We start from the raw sequence: 13,843 nt of genomic DNA, 5'->3' as shown, positions 1-13,843 counted from the left end.
TATCTTTTCATAAAATGATAGAAGCATGTCCTGGAAGGAGTGTGATTTATATGGAAGAACGCTTTTTTGCATCCTTTATTCATTGTTATTTTATTGCATTTGGTGTCATTATTGGCGGAGCCATTATTGGTAGTATCGGATCTTTTCTTACTGGGGAAGCGCCCATAACCGCTATCAACAGAATTGCCAAAAGCTTGCGTATATGGGCCATTGTAGCTGCTATTGGCGGTACATTTGATGCGATTGCCAATTTCGAGAAGGGATTATTGGATGGTTCTACCTTGGATTTAGTGAAACAGATATTATTTATTGTATCTGCTATGGGTGGAGTTAAAACCGCCATCTTATTAATTGAATGGTTAATTCAGGAGGAAATCACATAATGCATATCCCCCCATATCATAAAAAAGTCACTTGGCAACGTTTCTTTGTTGGTATGTTATTCGGTGGGATTATCGCTTACTGTACGCTTTTATATATGTATGGTGAAATGTATGAGCAGCTCTTAAAAGAAAATCGGGAATATCGTACAGAATTAACCGAGTTAAAAAGCTTAAACGAGACACTTCTCCAGGATAAAAAAGATCTAAACGAAAAATCGAACGAGCCTCTTACTGTCGAGACATTAGAAATTACCATTGCTAATAAAGAGGAATTTCGTCTGGATCGTTTAATCGTACATGATTTGGAAGAAATGGTAAAAAAGGAAATAAAACATATTATAGGGAGAGATATTTCCATTATTGACAAAAGTGATGATCTCTTAATTTCCTCCATCGAAAATAAAAATTATACTGTAGATGAATTTACTTATTCATTTGAAGTCGAGAAACTTTCCATCATCTCCCAAACAGTAAAGTTAACGCTTCATGCAGAACTGGCAGATTAATGTGAACGTTTCATGAAATATTTGAAAACGAATAGCAAAGCACAAAAAAATGAAATAAAATAGAAGTAGAGACAAATAACTAATTTATTCATATACTATTGAACGTGAAAGGAGAGGTTGGGATGTTAATTATGAATGAGATAAGATTACGAGATGAAAAACTTAGACAGTTAAAACAAGGTCGTACCGCTTATGCTGAATCTGGGGAACTGATTAGGTTGATCAAACGGGAAATTGAGAAGGAGCATCTTCATGTTTATTGTGATGATACAAGAACAGGCTGCTGGTTTATCCCAATGCCTGACAGTAAAACAAGCTAAATATTTCATGCCACATAGAAAGTGTGCTGATTTCTACCCTCCATCATGAAATCAGCACATTTTTTTATTTAAAATTAGAACATGCTATATGTAGATCTTCGATAACTTTTTCCGCTTCTTCCCATGTTTGGACAGATGCACCTGCAGCCATCGGATGACCCCCACCATTATATTTCGCAGCAATATCATTTACTATAGGTCCTTTTGAACGGAAGCGCACCCGTATGAGATCCTCTTCTTCAATAAAGAAGACCCACGCCTTTATACCTTCCACTTCTCCCAGTACACCAACCAGCTGACCGGTATCTACAGGACTGACCCCAAATTCATTCAATTTATCCCTTGTTAATTTAACTGTGCTCATTCCTTCTGGAGACAGTGTATAATTCGTCAATATATATCCACGCATTCTTGCTATGGATTCCTTCATACTGTAAATACCATCATAAAGAGCCGTACGGTCAAAGTCATAAGCTACAAGTTCAGCAGCATAATGAAATGTCTTTGTCGTAGTACTCGGAAATAAAAATCTGCCTGTATCACCGACAATCCCTGCATAAATAAGCCTTGCTGTTTCCACATTCATTTTCAATTGATCTTGCAACTGAAGATAAAATTCGTAAATCATCTCACTTGTTGAGCTCGCATGTGTATCTACCCATCTTAAGTCACCATATTCATCCACATTTGGATGGTGGTCAATCTTGATAAGTTTCTTACCTAAATCATATCTTTGATCACAAATTCGTGCGGCATTGGCAGTATCACAAACGATAACCAGTGCATCGTGATAAACTTCATCATCAATTGTATCCATTCGAATGAGAAAAGTTAAAGATGGATCCTCTTCTCCAACAACATAGACCTTCTTTTCAGGGAAATTCTCCTTAATCAGCTCCCTTAATGCTCCTTGAGAGCCAAGGGCATCCGGATCTGGACGTACATGCCTGTGAATAATAATAGTATCAAACGCTTTAATATCATCTAAAATTTGTCGTGTAATCATTTTATTGCTCCCATCTTAAGTACTCTCCTTGACTCTGCAACTTTGAAAACTATCACTACCATTTACAGCAACAAAGCAAGCTTTCTCTTTCCTATCCTGATAAAAAAAGTTACAATATATGAGGATATTAAAAAGATAGTAGGAGAGGTTATATGTTTATATTTCCCATCATCATCGTACTTTCACTTGTTTTATATGTATATTATAAAGTCGCCATATTAAAAAGTGAAGATAAATTAACTCAAGCTTATTTTAACGCAAAATCCCGAATATGTCTTGGTAGTTTCGTTTTCTTTTTTGGAATAAATCAATATGTTTTTTATCAAACAAGAATTTCCCTATTTATTGGCATCCTATTTCTTATCTTGGGTGGGATGCAGTTAGTAAGAGGAATGAAGGAAGTCAAGCACTACAGAAGTGAATATAGGCGTCTGAATCCGTGAGAAAAGTGCAAACTCCTGCAATAATTAAAAACAGAAAAAACTCGCGAGTAGTCTGCGCATTTTCCCCCGCTAATTACAAAAAGAAATCCGAGCCTTGATTCATTAGTAATAAGAATCGGTTCGGATTTTCAATGTATAAAAATTTTTTGTCCCGGCTTTTTTTATCTATCAATTAATTGTGCCATAATTAGTCCTTTGCCGACTACTTTTCTTCCTGTTAAAACCTCTACATCCAATTTGGCATATACACGGCCCGCTTCCAGTAACTTAGGCTTAATTGTTATTTTGCTATCAATTTGCACTGGTTTTATAAAAAAAACGGATAGATTTTCAACAACTAAATCCCCTTTTTTATAGTACTGCAGCAGCCTGCTACTTGCCTCTGTAATTAAAGTGGTGAACACTCCATTTGACAATGTACCGAGCTGGTTCGTCATTTGGGGAGTGACTTCTGTTTCAAATACTATTTCACTTTCTTCTGTATGTGTAAGATTACGAGCAACGATGTCATTAATCGTCTCTCCAACCTGAGGTTGTTTTTGAATTTGCTGTAATGCCTTCAAAACATCCTGTCTGGAAATAATCCCTTGTAGTTCATGAGCCTGGTCAACTACTGGTACTACCTCAATACCTTCCCAAACCATTAAGTGAGATACAGAAGCAAGCGATGTTTTTGCTTGTACTACCTGCGGATCCTTGCTCATCACTTTTTCAATAGGCACATCATTAGCCTTACCTACAATATCCTTTGAAGTTACCATTCCAATAACTCGCTTTCTATCATCCACGACCGGAAAACGAGTATGGCCGGATTGATCGTTCAGACGATACCAGTCAGCAATCGTATCTCTAGCAGTCAGATAAAAAGATTCATCATAGGAAGTAAATATATCGCCTACATAGACGATTTCTTTTTTAATAAGCTGATCATAAATGGCTCGATTGATCATTGCTGCAACAGTAAATGTATCATAACTGGTAGAGATAATAGGCAGTTGCTTTTCATCCGCCAAGTGCTTAATATGATCCTCTGTATCAAACCCACCTGTAATCAAGACAGCTGCACCCTCCCCCAGTGCCAGTTCCTGTGCTTTTATTCTATTTCCAACAATGACTAATGAATCTGCTTCCGTGTAACGAAGCATGGCATCAAGCTGCATTGCACCAATGATAAACTTGTTTAATGTTTTATGAAGCCCTTCTCTGCCTCCGAGAACCTGTCCATCAACAATATTAATTACTTCCGCAAATGTAAGCCGCTCAAAGTTTTCTTTCTTTTTTGTCTCAATACGAATCGTTCCGACCCGTTCAATTGTTGATACAATACCTTGATTTTCCGCTTCTTTAATGGCACGGTATGCCGTACCATCACTTACATTCAGTTCCTTGGCAATTTGCCTGACAGATATTTTATGGCCTACTTCCAACGCCAAAATATGCTGAATGATTTGTTCATGTTTTGTAGCCAATGGGACCACCAACCTTCAACTGTACTAATATTATCTGTATATTTTATTATACAGTTGAAAATAGATAAACTCAATGATTAGAGGCTTGTCGTCTTCTCAACTCTTTCTGTTCCATAACAGGAGGGGATACCATTTGTAAAAGAGCAGCAAAGTTCCCTCCAACTACCAAAATAAAAAAGGCTAACCAAGCCCCCCAAAAAAGCTTGGCCACAAATCCTGTTTCTTGCGGAATAATCGGCCAGGCTACATATAGCAGAAAAGCTGCAAGTAATAAACGCAATACAACATAATGACGCATGTACCTTCTCCTCCTTCCTATTTATCTATATGAGAAAAAAAACAATGTAGAACACGATAGATAAAGAATAAGAGAAGCTGTGGAGAAGGTAATTAGCACACAATGTGGAGCTTGTTTAAACAGCACTCAAAAGGTGCTACCTTTATCATTTTCTTGCCAATATAAAAGATAGCCAAGAATCTGGCTATCTTTGAGCATACGTTTTTATTTGCAGGCTGGCCGTCACTTGCTCAGCAGTTTGTTGAATGGACAATGTATCAATTGTAATCAACCGTTCACTCTTTTGAATTTCGTCAAGAAAATAATGAATGTCATTTAATTTTTCGGCATAAACATCGACCACATATCGTTCCTGCGGGAGGCCATTCGTCTGCTCATTCCCATCTTTATTTTCAAGCTGTTCCTGGCCTTCTGTTCCTACATATTCAATAGTCACTTTTGCAGCTGTTGCCGCTTGCTGGAGTTTCCGCAGTACATCATCTGGTGACTTTGCAGGTGGAACAAGCAGATGAAGAGACCTCTCCTCTTCGGTTAACTCACTGTTATTATTCGCTTGTGAGTCAGCCTTTTGCAATTGTTTCTCATACATGGAAACTTTTTGTGCTTCTGTTTGCACTTCCTCCTGAGCAGGTTTGATAAGAGCGAAAAACGAAATAATATAGATCATTATAACTGCTGCAACAATACCCAAAGCGATATATGTATGGGTTTTAGTCCATTCCTTCCACATGCCCACCAAGCTCCTCTCTCAGGATACCCTCGTCCATAGTAATCGTTACCGTTGCCTGATAATTCTTATCCAACTTTGTCATTGTAGTAAGTTCTGTACGAAGAATATACTTTCTACTCTGAACTTCTTCCACATAATTTGCAGCCTCTTCCACTGTAGAAAAAACTGCATCCATGACTAGCTGATTTTCTTCCGTATATTCAAAACTTACCAGCTGATCAGGATTCTTTAGTCCTTCCAAGCTTTTATAATAAGAGGCGACCACAGGAAGTTCTTCCATGCGAATGCTTTCTACCTCTTCTTTTATGTTGTTTAATTGCTGTTGATTTACTGTTGTTTTATTGATTTCCAGCAACTCTTCTTCCAATTGTACTATCTTATTTTTTTCTTCCGTTAATTCAGCTCCAAGCCGATTTTTTTGTATATATAAAATGGAGACAGCAATCGTCAGAAGGAGTAAAAAAAGGACGACAAAGAAAGCAGGTTTCTGATATTTCCAAGGTTGCTTTTCAAGAAAGTTTATTTCGGTATTCATATGTCATCCCCTTTAACCATCCGACTTCATCCCCAACCCCATTACATCCACATATTTCACGGGCAATTCTTCTTTCGCAAAACGATCTATGGGAATTGTTACCTGATCAGCTATTTTGCTTTGTGCTTCTTTCAATAATGGAAAGTCCCCAGCAAGTACTACTTGCTCAATCTGCTCATTTCCTTTCGTGATGGAGTAACGATAAAAATCAATAATGCGGTTGATTTCCAAAATATAATCATCCAACATTACGGTAATATCTGCTTTATTCCCGCTAAATAGCATTGGATCAATTGTTATATACCTTGTAAAGATTGCTTTATGTTCTTGGAATATCGTTATCCCTAAGCTGTCCCGATTCCAATGCGCTAATAACACATGCCTTGATGACTCTTCTCTTGTCAGATAATAATAACGGTATACCGACAAGGAAGTTAGGTCCGCCCCAATCACTTTAAATCCTGCTTTATCAAACACCTCTTCAAAAGCAGTTAATTTATCTTGTGGATAGGCATATAGCAACACTTGCTGAAATTCTTGGTTTTCTGGGGCATCATCAAGAAAATCAAGAGCAATTGCAGGATTAGAAAAAGGAAGATATATTTTGTTCCCCAGTTGAGTTTTCACATATTCCTTTGCCTCATTCCTTGCTAATGAAGCAGGTATCTCTATATTTCGGATCACCACTGTATCATCCGGCAAAGAAAAGAAAAGTTTCTTTTTTCGCCATTTCTTCTCATGAATCAGTTTGTTAATCATTTCCACAAGTACCGATTTATTCTCGACTTTACCCTCTTTCACCGTTCCCTTCGGCAGTTCGATTTCTCCATAGCTCACAAGACCTTCTGCCGCAGGTATGCGATAGTAGGCATAACGTAAAAGATAATTCGTTATTACAATATTGACTCTATCATTTGTTAATAAACCCATTGTGTATCCATCACCTGCCTATAAAAGTATCGCACCATACCAGTTTAGTAGATTGTCCCCGTAAAAATATGTGATTAGGCTTGCGGCTACAATGTAGGGGCCAAAAGGAATCGGCTGCTTGCGATCGATTTTTCCTGACACAAGTAAGATAATACCTATAATTGCACCTATCATGCAGGAAAGAAAGAACGCGAGCAGTACCCCTTTTACTCCAAGCACAATCCCGAGTAGACCAAACAGCTTCATATCCCCAGCACCCATGCCGCCACGGCTAATCAATATGATTGCTGCAAGCAACACAAAACCAACAATTGCTCCAACTATACTGGACCACCAAGTGTCAAGCGGCTCTACTACTCTCAATATAACAAACAGAGGTAAAAAAAAGAGCAGTACCTTATCCGGAATGAGCATATAAGTAATATCTGCTACAAAAAGAATCATGAGCATCGACACAAACAATAAGGCAATGGCAAGCTCGATTTGCCAGCCAAAAACAGCATAACTCACGGCAAAGCTTATTCCAGTGACCACCTCGGTAATCGGGTAAATAAAAGAGATCGGTTGTTGGCAATGACGACACTTGCCCACCTGTATAATAAAAGAAACAACGGGGATATTTTCATACCAGTTAAGCTGCTCCTTACACTGAGGACAAATGGATCGGTCATTGGCAAAGGGGATCTGTTTTGGAAGGCGTAATCCGACAACATTAAAAAACGAGCCAAAGATGAGGCCGAAAAGAAAGAATGAGAATAAGATAGCTAGGTGCATAATGTAAGCTCCTTGTATGATTCTATTAACCTATGTAATTGAAGAACGCCCCGCGCACGGGATGTGCCGGGGCGTTTGATATGTTATTTAGTTTTTGGGGTAAATCCACTCTCGTAAGTCATTTTCCCAGTATCCTTAGTTACACTTCCAGAATAAACTTCCTCTTCATTTTTAGGGTTCGTTGGTATTTCTTCTAAGTAACCCTTACTGTGTAGTTCACTAACAGTAATTGTATTGTTAACAAGCTCACCATTTACATCTGCCAATCTAGCAGCATTTTCTATTAATTCCTTGTTAGCTTCATCTGCGTCATCTTTAGATTTACTAATCACATTCCCTATCGTAGGCACCGCAATAGCCACAATAATCGCCAAAATTGCAATAACTGCCAGCAATTCCACCAATGTAAATCCTTTTTGTTTTTTTAACATTTTTTTCATGCGTGTAAGCATAAAAATCCCGCCTCTCTTTAATATGTATCTATTAAATGAAGTCGGCCGGTTGCACTACTTGCTCCTGATTACCAAAGTGCCCATATACAGGTAACCACTCATCGCCTTCCTACTTTATTCCTAGTCATATTATATTATACAATCTAACTAAAATCTACCATTTTATTGAATGTTTTCAAATAAAGAAAACATTGGAATAACCACAGCAGTAATAATGCCACCAACAATGACAGTAAGAATAATAATCATCAATGGTTCAATCAGTGTCTTAATCCGGTTGGATAACTGCTCCACTTCTTCTTCATAAAATTCGGCAGCTTTTGTTAGCATATGATCAAGTGTCCCTGTTTTTTCTCCAATTTGTATCATTTGAATGATAAGTGCAGGGAAAGCCCAATGTTTCTTCATCGGTTCGGTTATTGATTCCCCTACTTCCAGGGAATCTCTAGCCTTCACCAATACTTCTTCAATTACCCTGTTACCAACAACTTTCTCGGTAATTTCCACTGCTTCCAGGATAGGTACAGCGCTGTTTACTAAGGTGCTTAGCGTTTGCGTCATTCTTACCAGGGCTCCCTTATGGACGAGCACTCCGATAAATGGAAACTTCAGCTTGCCAACATCGACCCGATAACGAAAAGAATCATACTGAATGAAGTATTTATATAGAATAAATCCTAATACACCGAGGACGGGAACCATCCACCAAAACAGTCCTGCCCATTCGCTTAATGACAAAACAAATTTTGTATATGCTGGAATTTCTTCACCAAATGACCGAAACATAGTGACAAACTGGGGTACTATAAACACAAGTAAAAAAATGCTTAAAACTAATGTAACGACTCCTACCACAGCTGGATAAAGTAACGCAGAAATGATCTTCTGTTTATTTCGGTATTCTTTCTCATAATAATCTGCCATCTGATTAAGAATATCATCCAGCTTCCCACTTGCTTCCCCTGCATGAATCATATTAACTAGTAAACTCGGAAAAACTTTTGGATGCCGTGCTACTGCCTTGGATAATGCTTGTCCCTGGTCCAGTTGCTTATCCATATCTGTTAGAGCAGTTCGCAATGCATAATTTCCTGTCTGCATAATCATTGTTTTTGTAGCATCTGAGATAGAAATTCCTGCATGAATCAATGTTGCATATTGCCGTAAGAATATGACAAAATCTTTATTTTTAATCCGTTTATTAAGAATGATATCTTTATTCCATGGCTTTGTTTCCTCTATGCGTAAAATAATTAACCCAGACTGCTCCAATTTTGCAAGAGCGGCCTGTCGTGTATCTGCATCGATTTGGCCTTTCACCTTTTGGCCAGAAAGGCGTTTACCCGAATATTGATAATTCATTATTAGTAACTCCTCTCGGGTAGGAACGGAGCTGCAGTTTCATAAGCAATTTGGCCTTCATGTACCAACCTTTTCAGATCCATTTCCAGTGTATGCATTCCCTGTTCACGCGAGGTTTGCAACACATTTTGCAGCTGATGAAGTTTTTCATTGCGAATGAGATTTTTTACTGCAGAAGTATTAATCATAATTTCCGTAGCCACCCTGCGTCCTTGGCGGTCCTTCGTAATGAGAAGACGTTGAGAAATGACTGCTGACAAAATGGTAGAAAGCTGGATACGGATTTGTGTCTGTTGCTCTGGTGGAAAGACGTCAATAATTCGCTCAATCGTTGAGACAGCATCTTTCGTATGTAAGGTCCCTAATACTAGATGCCCTGTTTCTGCAGCGGTAATTGCAGTAGAAATAGTTTCCAAATCACGCATTTCTCCTACAAGAATAATATCCGGATCCTGTCTCAGACTTGCCCGTAGCCCATTTGCAAAATTAGCTGTATCAATCCCAACTTCTCGTTGATCAATAACCGATTGTCGGTGTTTATGCATATATTCAATCGGATCTTCCAATGTAATAATATGTTTTCGTACCGACTGATTGAGATGATCGATCATCGAGGCAAGGGTGGTGCTTTTTCCGCTCCCTGTAGGGCCTGTAACGAGAACAAGACCCTGTGGCTGTTTCACTATTTCTTTCAAATTGGATGGAAGCCCAAGTTCGTCAATGGATGGGATGCCCCTCGGTACAATTCGAATCGCTAAAGAAAGTTCCCCTCGTTGATAAAAGGTGTTTATCCGAAAGCGGGAAACTCCATTAATTCCGTAAGAGAAATCGAGCTCTCTTTCCCGCTCCAATTGCTTCCATTTTTCCTCTGATAAAATGGAGTAAACAATTTGTTTTGTTTCCGTTGGTCGCAGTTTCTCCATATCCTGTTCAATCAAATTTCCATTTATACGGAAGATCGGTGCTTTACCTATCGTCAGATGGATATCAGATGCTTGCTGGTGATATGCTTCTGTTAACCATGTATCAAATTGTAGTTTCATTAGAGATCCTCCTTATAGCCGTATGGAAACCTGCATAATTTCTTCCATGGAAGTGAGTCCTTGCTTAATTTTATCTAATCCGTCGTGAATTAAAAATTGAAAGTTTTGTGCTGCTACATAGGCGCGGATTTCTGTAACAGGCCGATTGTTAAGCAGCATGCTGCGTATGGTCTCATCCACTGCCAGAACCTCCTGTACGGCGATTCTCCCTCGATAGCCCTGCTGATGGCAAACATTACACCCTGCGCCATAATATACACGTTCCACTTCCATTTCATTTTTCTCAAATATTTCCTTTTCCATTTTTGATGGTTCTCTTTCCGTTCTGCAATCCCGGCAAATTTTTCGGACAAGACGCTGTGCTACAATACCAGACAAGGAGGAAACAACTAGGTAAGGTTCTACCCCCATATCAATCAACCTCGGAATGGTATCAATCGCACTGTTCGTATGTATGGTGCTAAATACAAGGTGTCCTGTCAGAGAAGCACGAATCGCTATCTCCGCTGTTTCCTGGTCACGTATTTCCCCGACCATAATGATGTTAGGATCCTGTCTTAAGATCGACCTTAATCCATTGGCAAACGTTAGACCAACTGCACTACTAACTTGCACCTGATTAATACCTTCCATCTGAAATTCAACTGGGTCCTCAATAGTAATAATATTCACATTATCCCTGTTAAGACGCTGAATCGATGCATACAATGTCGATGTCTTTCCAGAACCAGTTGGCCCTGTTAGCAGAATCAGACCAGAAGGCTGTTGAATCAATTCCTGGTATGTATCCATATTTTTTTTAGAAAAAGTTAAGTCGTCGAGGTTCATTAAGGCATTGTTTAAATCCAGAATCCGGACTACTATTTTTTCCCCGTGTACTGTCGGCAGACAAGAAATCCGTAAATCAACAGGCGTCACACCTACTGTTGTTTTGATTCGCCCATCCTGTGGTAATCTGGTTTGGGTAATATTTAAATCAGCTAATATTTTAATCCGTGCAATTAAAGCATTTTGCATTTGTTTTGGTACCGTGTTCTCTGTCTGCAGTCTCCCATCAATCCGATAGCGGATATTGACATGCTGTTCCTGTGGATCGATATGTATATCACTTGCCTTTAATTGAATACCTGTTGTGAGAAGTTGATCCAACAACCTTATAATTGGCGCTTCATCTGTGGTTGCTCCCTCCGTATCGCCGATAGTAGCTTTTTCTGATTTAAAATAATATTTATTAATAGCAAAAAGAATATCGTCTTTAGCAGCAATTACCGGTGAAATAGGAAATCCGGTAGATAGCTCGAGATCATCTATAATATAGTAATCCATTGGGTCCTTCATAGCGATCATTAAACTATTATCCTGGAACTTTAATGGGATGATATAGTTTTTCTGGGCCATATCCCTTGGCACAAACTGTAAGACATTTTCATCCACAGGATAACGGTATAAAGAGACATGTGGAAGTCCGAGTTGAAACTCTAATACTTCAATTAACTGTCTTTCTGTTATATAACCATGTTCGAGTAAGGCATCTCCTAATTTTTGATCATCCTTCTTTGTTTCCAATGCTTCCATGATCTGTTCTTCCGTTACCAGACCCGCCTCCTTCAGCAAGTCACCAAGCCGTTTTCTTGTTATCATTCCATTCACCGCCTTAATCATAGGTAATCTTAATGGTATTTTCCACTTCCTCTGTTCTGTCTCCACTTACTCCGATACTGATGTATGTAATTTCAATTGGACTTGCTGATTCACTTATCTCCGGTATTTCTATCTCCAATGTGAAATGACGCCCGCCTCCAAGAACTCCTACGTTATTAGCTTCCTTTACCTTTTCCTCAAGATAATTATTAATGTTCTCTTCTTGATCGTAATTTTTCAGTGCAGCCTGAAGATAGGTCACTCCCATCTCAGCAATCAACCTGGCGTCATGCTGCTGTTCCATTCGATTCACCTGTTTACTCGTATTGGTAACCTGCAGAAAAAGGGTTAGGATAAACAGTAGAAGCAGGGTAATGATCATCAACGTTAATACGAGGGCCGCCCCATTGTTATTTTTCAAGTATCTCATAATTCTTTACCTGTAATATATGTATACGATTCACTTATTTTTTTCCCGTCTTTGAGAATTTGAATACGGGCCCTCGTTAGCCCTAATGTCGCCTCTTCTTCGGATTGACAGACAGCAACATCGACTGAATAGGGATACCCCTCCGATTCGGGATATGGCGCAATGTTTTCTAATGATACAGCACTCGGGCAAATTGGTAACTGTTCATCAATTACTATTTCTCTAATGTCCTCAGCTACTTGACCTAGCAGGTTACTCGAACCAAGTTCATCCTCCGTCATTTTGGTCCAGCTAAAGATTTGAGGAAATATCGGTAACAAAGCAACAATAACAACTCCTAATATAGTGATCGATGCTATAATTTCTATAAGGGTAAAACCCCTACTATTCATTTGTTTGAATTTAGTATACAATAGAATTCACGCCTTAACTGTGACTTTTATCCTATTATAGCATGTATTGGATGTGGAAACATGAGAATTCGACAATTTAAAAACGAAGAAGGAATGACCTTAGTAGAGCTGCTAGCAGCACTTGCCCTGTTTGGATTGGTCGTTGCATTATCTTCTGGTGTCATTGTGCAATTAATGAGCAGCGAACAAAAAACAAGTGCATCCATCTCCCTCCAACAAGAAGCAAATGTGGTTATGAGTGACCTGCGCAATCAATTTTATAACAAAGATACCAATAAAATATGTTTACCTCCGGATACCCCGTTAAAAATTACAGAGTACAATATTACCAATGGAGAAAAGAAGCAATTGGATAGCAATAAATGTATTAATGATGTGGATTATGACGAATCAATGGAGATTGACGTAACCTTTAGTGATACAGCAAACAAACAAGAAATCCCACTACAGACTTCCTGGGCCAGAAGAAAAGAACACCTCTTAACCTTAGACAAAGTCGATCGATGTGACGACGATGGTGATGACGATGATGAGGACGACGAAGAAGATGATGATAAAGATGATAACTGTGATAATGGCTGCGATGATGACGATGAAGATTTTGATGATTACATTGAGGGAGATATTAAGGATTGCTTTTTCAACGAAGAGGTTAAGTTTAGCAGCCATGTGAATACTGGTAATGGAAACCCTAACTGTAACAAAATAACTTTTGAAGAAGACGCAGCCTTTTTAAAAGGGCTCACAATTCATAATCACGTTAATATGTTAGCTAAAGATGATTTATATATAGAAGATGGCTTAAATGTAAATAATCACGTTAATCTTCATGTATATGATGATTTATATATAAAAAAAGGTTTAACTGTGCAAAATAAATCAGAGCTTACTGTAGAAGATGACTTATGTGTTCTAGGCGGGTTGGCTATGAAGAAGCATGCCAGTTTAACTGTGAAGGAAGACTTGTATCTGGAAGGAAATATTGATATTAAAGGTAAACTATGTGTAGAAGGTGAATTTAAAAATAAAGAAAAATATAAAGATAAGTTAAAAAAAATCGGAGAAAATTGTTATACAACGAAATAGAGTAAGAATAAACCCGTGAGTG

Annotated in this window: 18 protein-coding genes and 1 riboswitch; of the genes, 5 read left to right on the top strand and 13 right to left on the bottom strand. The window is 38.5% G+C overall.

The annotated features are described in order from the left end of the window. Positions 1 to 50 precede the first annotated feature (50 nt). The 3 genes from X953_RS08145 (at position 51) to X953_RS08135 (ending at position 1,209) form a co-directional block, all read left to right on the top strand. Complete coding sequence (locus tag X953_RS08145; protein ID WP_019378598.1) at positions 51 to 383, top strand: YtrH family sporulation protein; 333 nt, start codon at positions 51 to 53, stop codon at positions 381 to 383. Next, positions 383 to 889, top strand: a complete 507-nt coding sequence (gene ytrI, locus X953_RS08140; protein WP_040955126.1) for a sporulation membrane protein YtrI — start codon at positions 383 to 385, stop codon at positions 887 to 889. Before X953_RS08145 ends, ytrI begins: the two co-directional genes overlap by 1 nt. Before the next feature lie 122 nt (positions 890 to 1,011). Beyond that, on the top strand, positions 1,012 to 1,209 hold the full coding sequence (locus X953_RS08135; RefSeq protein ID WP_040955125.1) for a hypothetical protein: 198 nt from the start codon (positions 1,012 to 1,014) through the stop codon (positions 1,207 to 1,209). A 64-nt stretch (positions 1,210 to 1,273) separates the two neighbouring features. Here X953_RS08135 and X953_RS08130 read toward each other — a convergent pair whose 3' ends face one another. Continuing rightward, complete coding sequence (locus X953_RS08130; RefSeq protein WP_040955124.1) at positions 1,274 to 2,215, bottom strand: bifunctional oligoribonuclease/PAP phosphatase NrnA; 942 nt, start codon at positions 2,213 to 2,215, stop codon at positions 1,274 to 1,276. A 152-nt stretch (positions 2,216 to 2,367) separates the two neighbouring features. On the opposite strand from X953_RS08130, the gene X953_RS08125 reads away from it, so the two are divergent. Next, positions 2,368 to 2,658 carry a YtpI family protein gene (locus X953_RS08125; protein ID WP_040955123.1) on the top strand — a complete coding sequence of 97 codons (291 nt, stop codon included), beginning with the start codon at positions 2,368 to 2,370 and terminating at the stop codon, positions 2,656 to 2,658. Between the two features lie 161 nt (positions 2,659 to 2,819). Here the strand turns inward: X953_RS08125 and X953_RS08120 are convergent, their stop codons facing one another. The 12 genes from X953_RS08120 to X953_RS08065 form a co-directional block, all read right to left on the bottom strand. Continuing rightward, a complete protein-coding gene (locus X953_RS08120) occupies positions 2,820 to 4,127 on the bottom strand; it encodes a DRTGG domain-containing protein (protein ID WP_040955122.1) in 1,308 nt (435 codons plus the stop codon). Positions 4,128 to 4,197: 70 nt separating this feature from the next. Next, positions 4,198 to 4,425: a hypothetical protein gene (locus tag X953_RS08115; RefSeq protein ID WP_040955121.1), complete on the bottom strand. Its 228-nt coding sequence runs from the start codon at positions 4,423 to 4,425 to the stop codon at positions 4,198 to 4,200. Positions 4,426 to 4,609: 184 nt separating this feature from the next. After that, the gene (locus X953_RS08110; RefSeq protein ID WP_040955120.1) at positions 4,610 to 5,155 is read right to left on the bottom strand and encodes a hypothetical protein; all 546 of its coding nucleotides are present in this window, start codon (positions 5,153 to 5,155) and stop codon (positions 4,610 to 4,612) included. Then, positions 5,136 to 5,690, bottom strand: coding sequence for a hypothetical protein (locus tag X953_RS08105; protein WP_040955119.1), 555 nt, complete (start codon positions 5,688 to 5,690; stop codon positions 5,136 to 5,138). Before X953_RS08105 ends, X953_RS08110 begins: the two co-directional genes overlap by 20 nt. 12 nt (positions 5,691 to 5,702) lie before the next feature. After that, positions 5,703 to 6,620 carry a type IV pilus biogenesis protein PilM gene (pilM, locus tag X953_RS08100; protein ID WP_040955118.1) on the bottom strand — a complete coding sequence of 306 codons (918 nt, stop codon included), beginning with the start codon at positions 6,618 to 6,620 and terminating at the stop codon, positions 5,703 to 5,705. An 18-nt stretch (positions 6,621 to 6,638) separates the two neighbouring features. Beyond that, on the bottom strand, positions 6,639 to 7,394 hold the full coding sequence (locus X953_RS08095; protein ID WP_040955117.1) for an A24 family peptidase: 756 nt from the start codon (positions 7,392 to 7,394) through the stop codon (positions 6,639 to 6,641). An 83-nt stretch (positions 7,395 to 7,477) separates the two neighbouring features. Next, positions 7,478 to 7,846: a prepilin-type N-terminal cleavage/methylation domain-containing protein gene (locus X953_RS08090; RefSeq protein ID WP_040955116.1), complete on the bottom strand. Its 369-nt coding sequence runs from the start codon at positions 7,844 to 7,846 to the stop codon at positions 7,478 to 7,480. 34 nt (positions 7,847 to 7,880) lie between these two features. Continuing rightward, positions 7,881 to 7,965, bottom strand: a riboswitch (cyclic di-GMP riboswitch). Between the two features lie 43 nt (positions 7,966 to 8,008). Then, positions 8,009 to 9,208 (bottom strand): type II secretion system F family protein, encoded by a 1,200-nt coding sequence (locus X953_RS08085; protein WP_040955115.1) that lies wholly within the window; start codon positions 9,206 to 9,208, stop codon positions 8,009 to 8,011. A 2-nt stretch (positions 9,209 to 9,210) separates the two neighbouring features. Continuing rightward, a complete protein-coding gene (locus X953_RS08080; RefSeq protein ID WP_040955114.1) occupies positions 9,211 to 10,251 on the bottom strand; it encodes a type IV pilus twitching motility protein PilT in 1,041 nt (346 codons plus the stop codon). Positions 10,252 to 10,263: 12 nt separating this feature from the next. Continuing rightward, positions 10,264 to 11,892 (bottom strand): GspE/PulE family protein, encoded by a 1,629-nt coding sequence (locus X953_RS08075; protein ID WP_040957041.1) that lies wholly within the window; start codon positions 11,890 to 11,892, stop codon positions 10,264 to 10,266. Positions 11,893 to 11,905: 13 nt separating this feature from the next. Beyond that, positions 11,906 to 12,322, bottom strand: coding sequence for a hypothetical protein (locus X953_RS08070; protein WP_156958469.1), 417 nt, complete (start codon positions 12,320 to 12,322; stop codon positions 11,906 to 11,908). Further along, entirely contained in the window at positions 12,319 to 12,735 is a 417-nt protein-coding gene (locus tag X953_RS08065; RefSeq protein ID WP_040955112.1) for a type II secretion system protein, read from the bottom strand. Before X953_RS08065 ends, X953_RS08070 begins: the two co-directional genes overlap by 4 nt. A 60-nt stretch (positions 12,736 to 12,795) precedes the next feature. Between X953_RS08065 and X953_RS19090 the strand changes: the two genes are divergently transcribed. Next, the gene (locus tag X953_RS19090; RefSeq protein WP_052350091.1) at positions 12,796 to 13,821 is read left to right on the top strand and encodes a prepilin-type N-terminal cleavage/methylation domain-containing protein; all 1,026 of its coding nucleotides are present in this window, start codon (positions 12,796 to 12,798) and stop codon (positions 13,819 to 13,821) included. Positions 13,822 to 13,843 lie beyond the last annotated feature (22 nt).

Source organism: Virgibacillus sp. SK37 (genome assembly GCF_000725285.1).
Taxonomy (GTDB): Bacteria; Bacillota; Bacilli; order Bacillales; family Amphibacillaceae; genus Virgibacillus_Q.
This window is presented reverse-complemented; position numbering and strand designations above follow the sequence as displayed.

Bases quoted from the DNA above. Each gene is read 5' to 3' on its own strand.
- X953_RS08070 (WP_156958469.1), bottom strand. From the start codon at position 12,322: ATGAGATACTTGAAAAATAACAATGGGGCGGCCCTCGTATTAACGTTG.
- X953_RS08135 (WP_040955125.1), top strand. From the start codon at position 1,012: ATGTTAATTATGAATGAGATAAGATTACGAGATGAAAAACTTAGACAG.
- X953_RS08130 (WP_040955124.1), bottom strand. From the start codon at position 2,215: ATGATTACACGACAAATTTTAGATGATATTAAAGCGTTTGATACTATT.
- X953_RS08115 (WP_040955121.1), bottom strand. From the start codon at position 4,425: ATGCGTCATTATGTTGTATTGCGTTTATTACTTGCAGCTTTTCTGCTA.
- ytrI (WP_040955126.1), top strand. From the start codon at position 383: ATGCATATCCCCCCATATCATAAAAAAGTCACTTGGCAACGTTTCTTT.
- pilM (WP_040955118.1), bottom strand. From the start codon at position 6,620: ATGGGTTTATTAACAAATGATAGAGTCAATATTGTAATAACGAATTAT.
- X953_RS08075 (WP_040957041.1), bottom strand. From the start codon at position 11,892: ATGATAACAAGAAAACGGCTTGGTGACTTGCTGAAGGAGGCGGGTCTG.
- X953_RS08105 (WP_040955119.1), bottom strand. From the start codon at position 5,690: ATGAATACCGAAATAAACTTTCTTGAAAAGCAACCTTGGAAATATCAG.
- X953_RS08090 (WP_040955116.1), bottom strand. From the start codon at position 7,846: ATGCTTACACGCATGAAAAAAATGTTAAAAAAACAAAAAGGATTTACA.
- X953_RS08110 (WP_040955120.1), bottom strand. From the start codon at position 5,155: ATGTGGAAGGAATGGACTAAAACCCATACATATATCGCTTTGGGTATT.
- X953_RS08080 (WP_040955114.1), bottom strand. From the start codon at position 10,251: ATGAAACTACAATTTGATACATGGTTAACAGAAGCATATCACCAGCAA.
- X953_RS19090 (WP_052350091.1), top strand. From the start codon at position 12,796: ATGAGAATTCGACAATTTAAAAACGAAGAAGGAATGACCTTAGTAGAG.
- X953_RS08095 (WP_040955117.1), bottom strand. From the start codon at position 7,394: ATGCACCTAGCTATCTTATTCTCATTCTTTCTTTTCGGCCTCATCTTT.
- X953_RS08145 (WP_019378598.1), top strand. From the start codon at position 51: ATGGAAGAACGCTTTTTTGCATCCTTTATTCATTGTTATTTTATTGCA.
- X953_RS08085 (WP_040955115.1), bottom strand. From the start codon at position 9,208: ATGAATTATCAATATTCGGGTAAACGCCTTTCTGGCCAAAAGGTGAAA.
- X953_RS08125 (WP_040955123.1), top strand. From the start codon at position 2,368: ATGTTTATATTTCCCATCATCATCGTACTTTCACTTGTTTTATATGTA.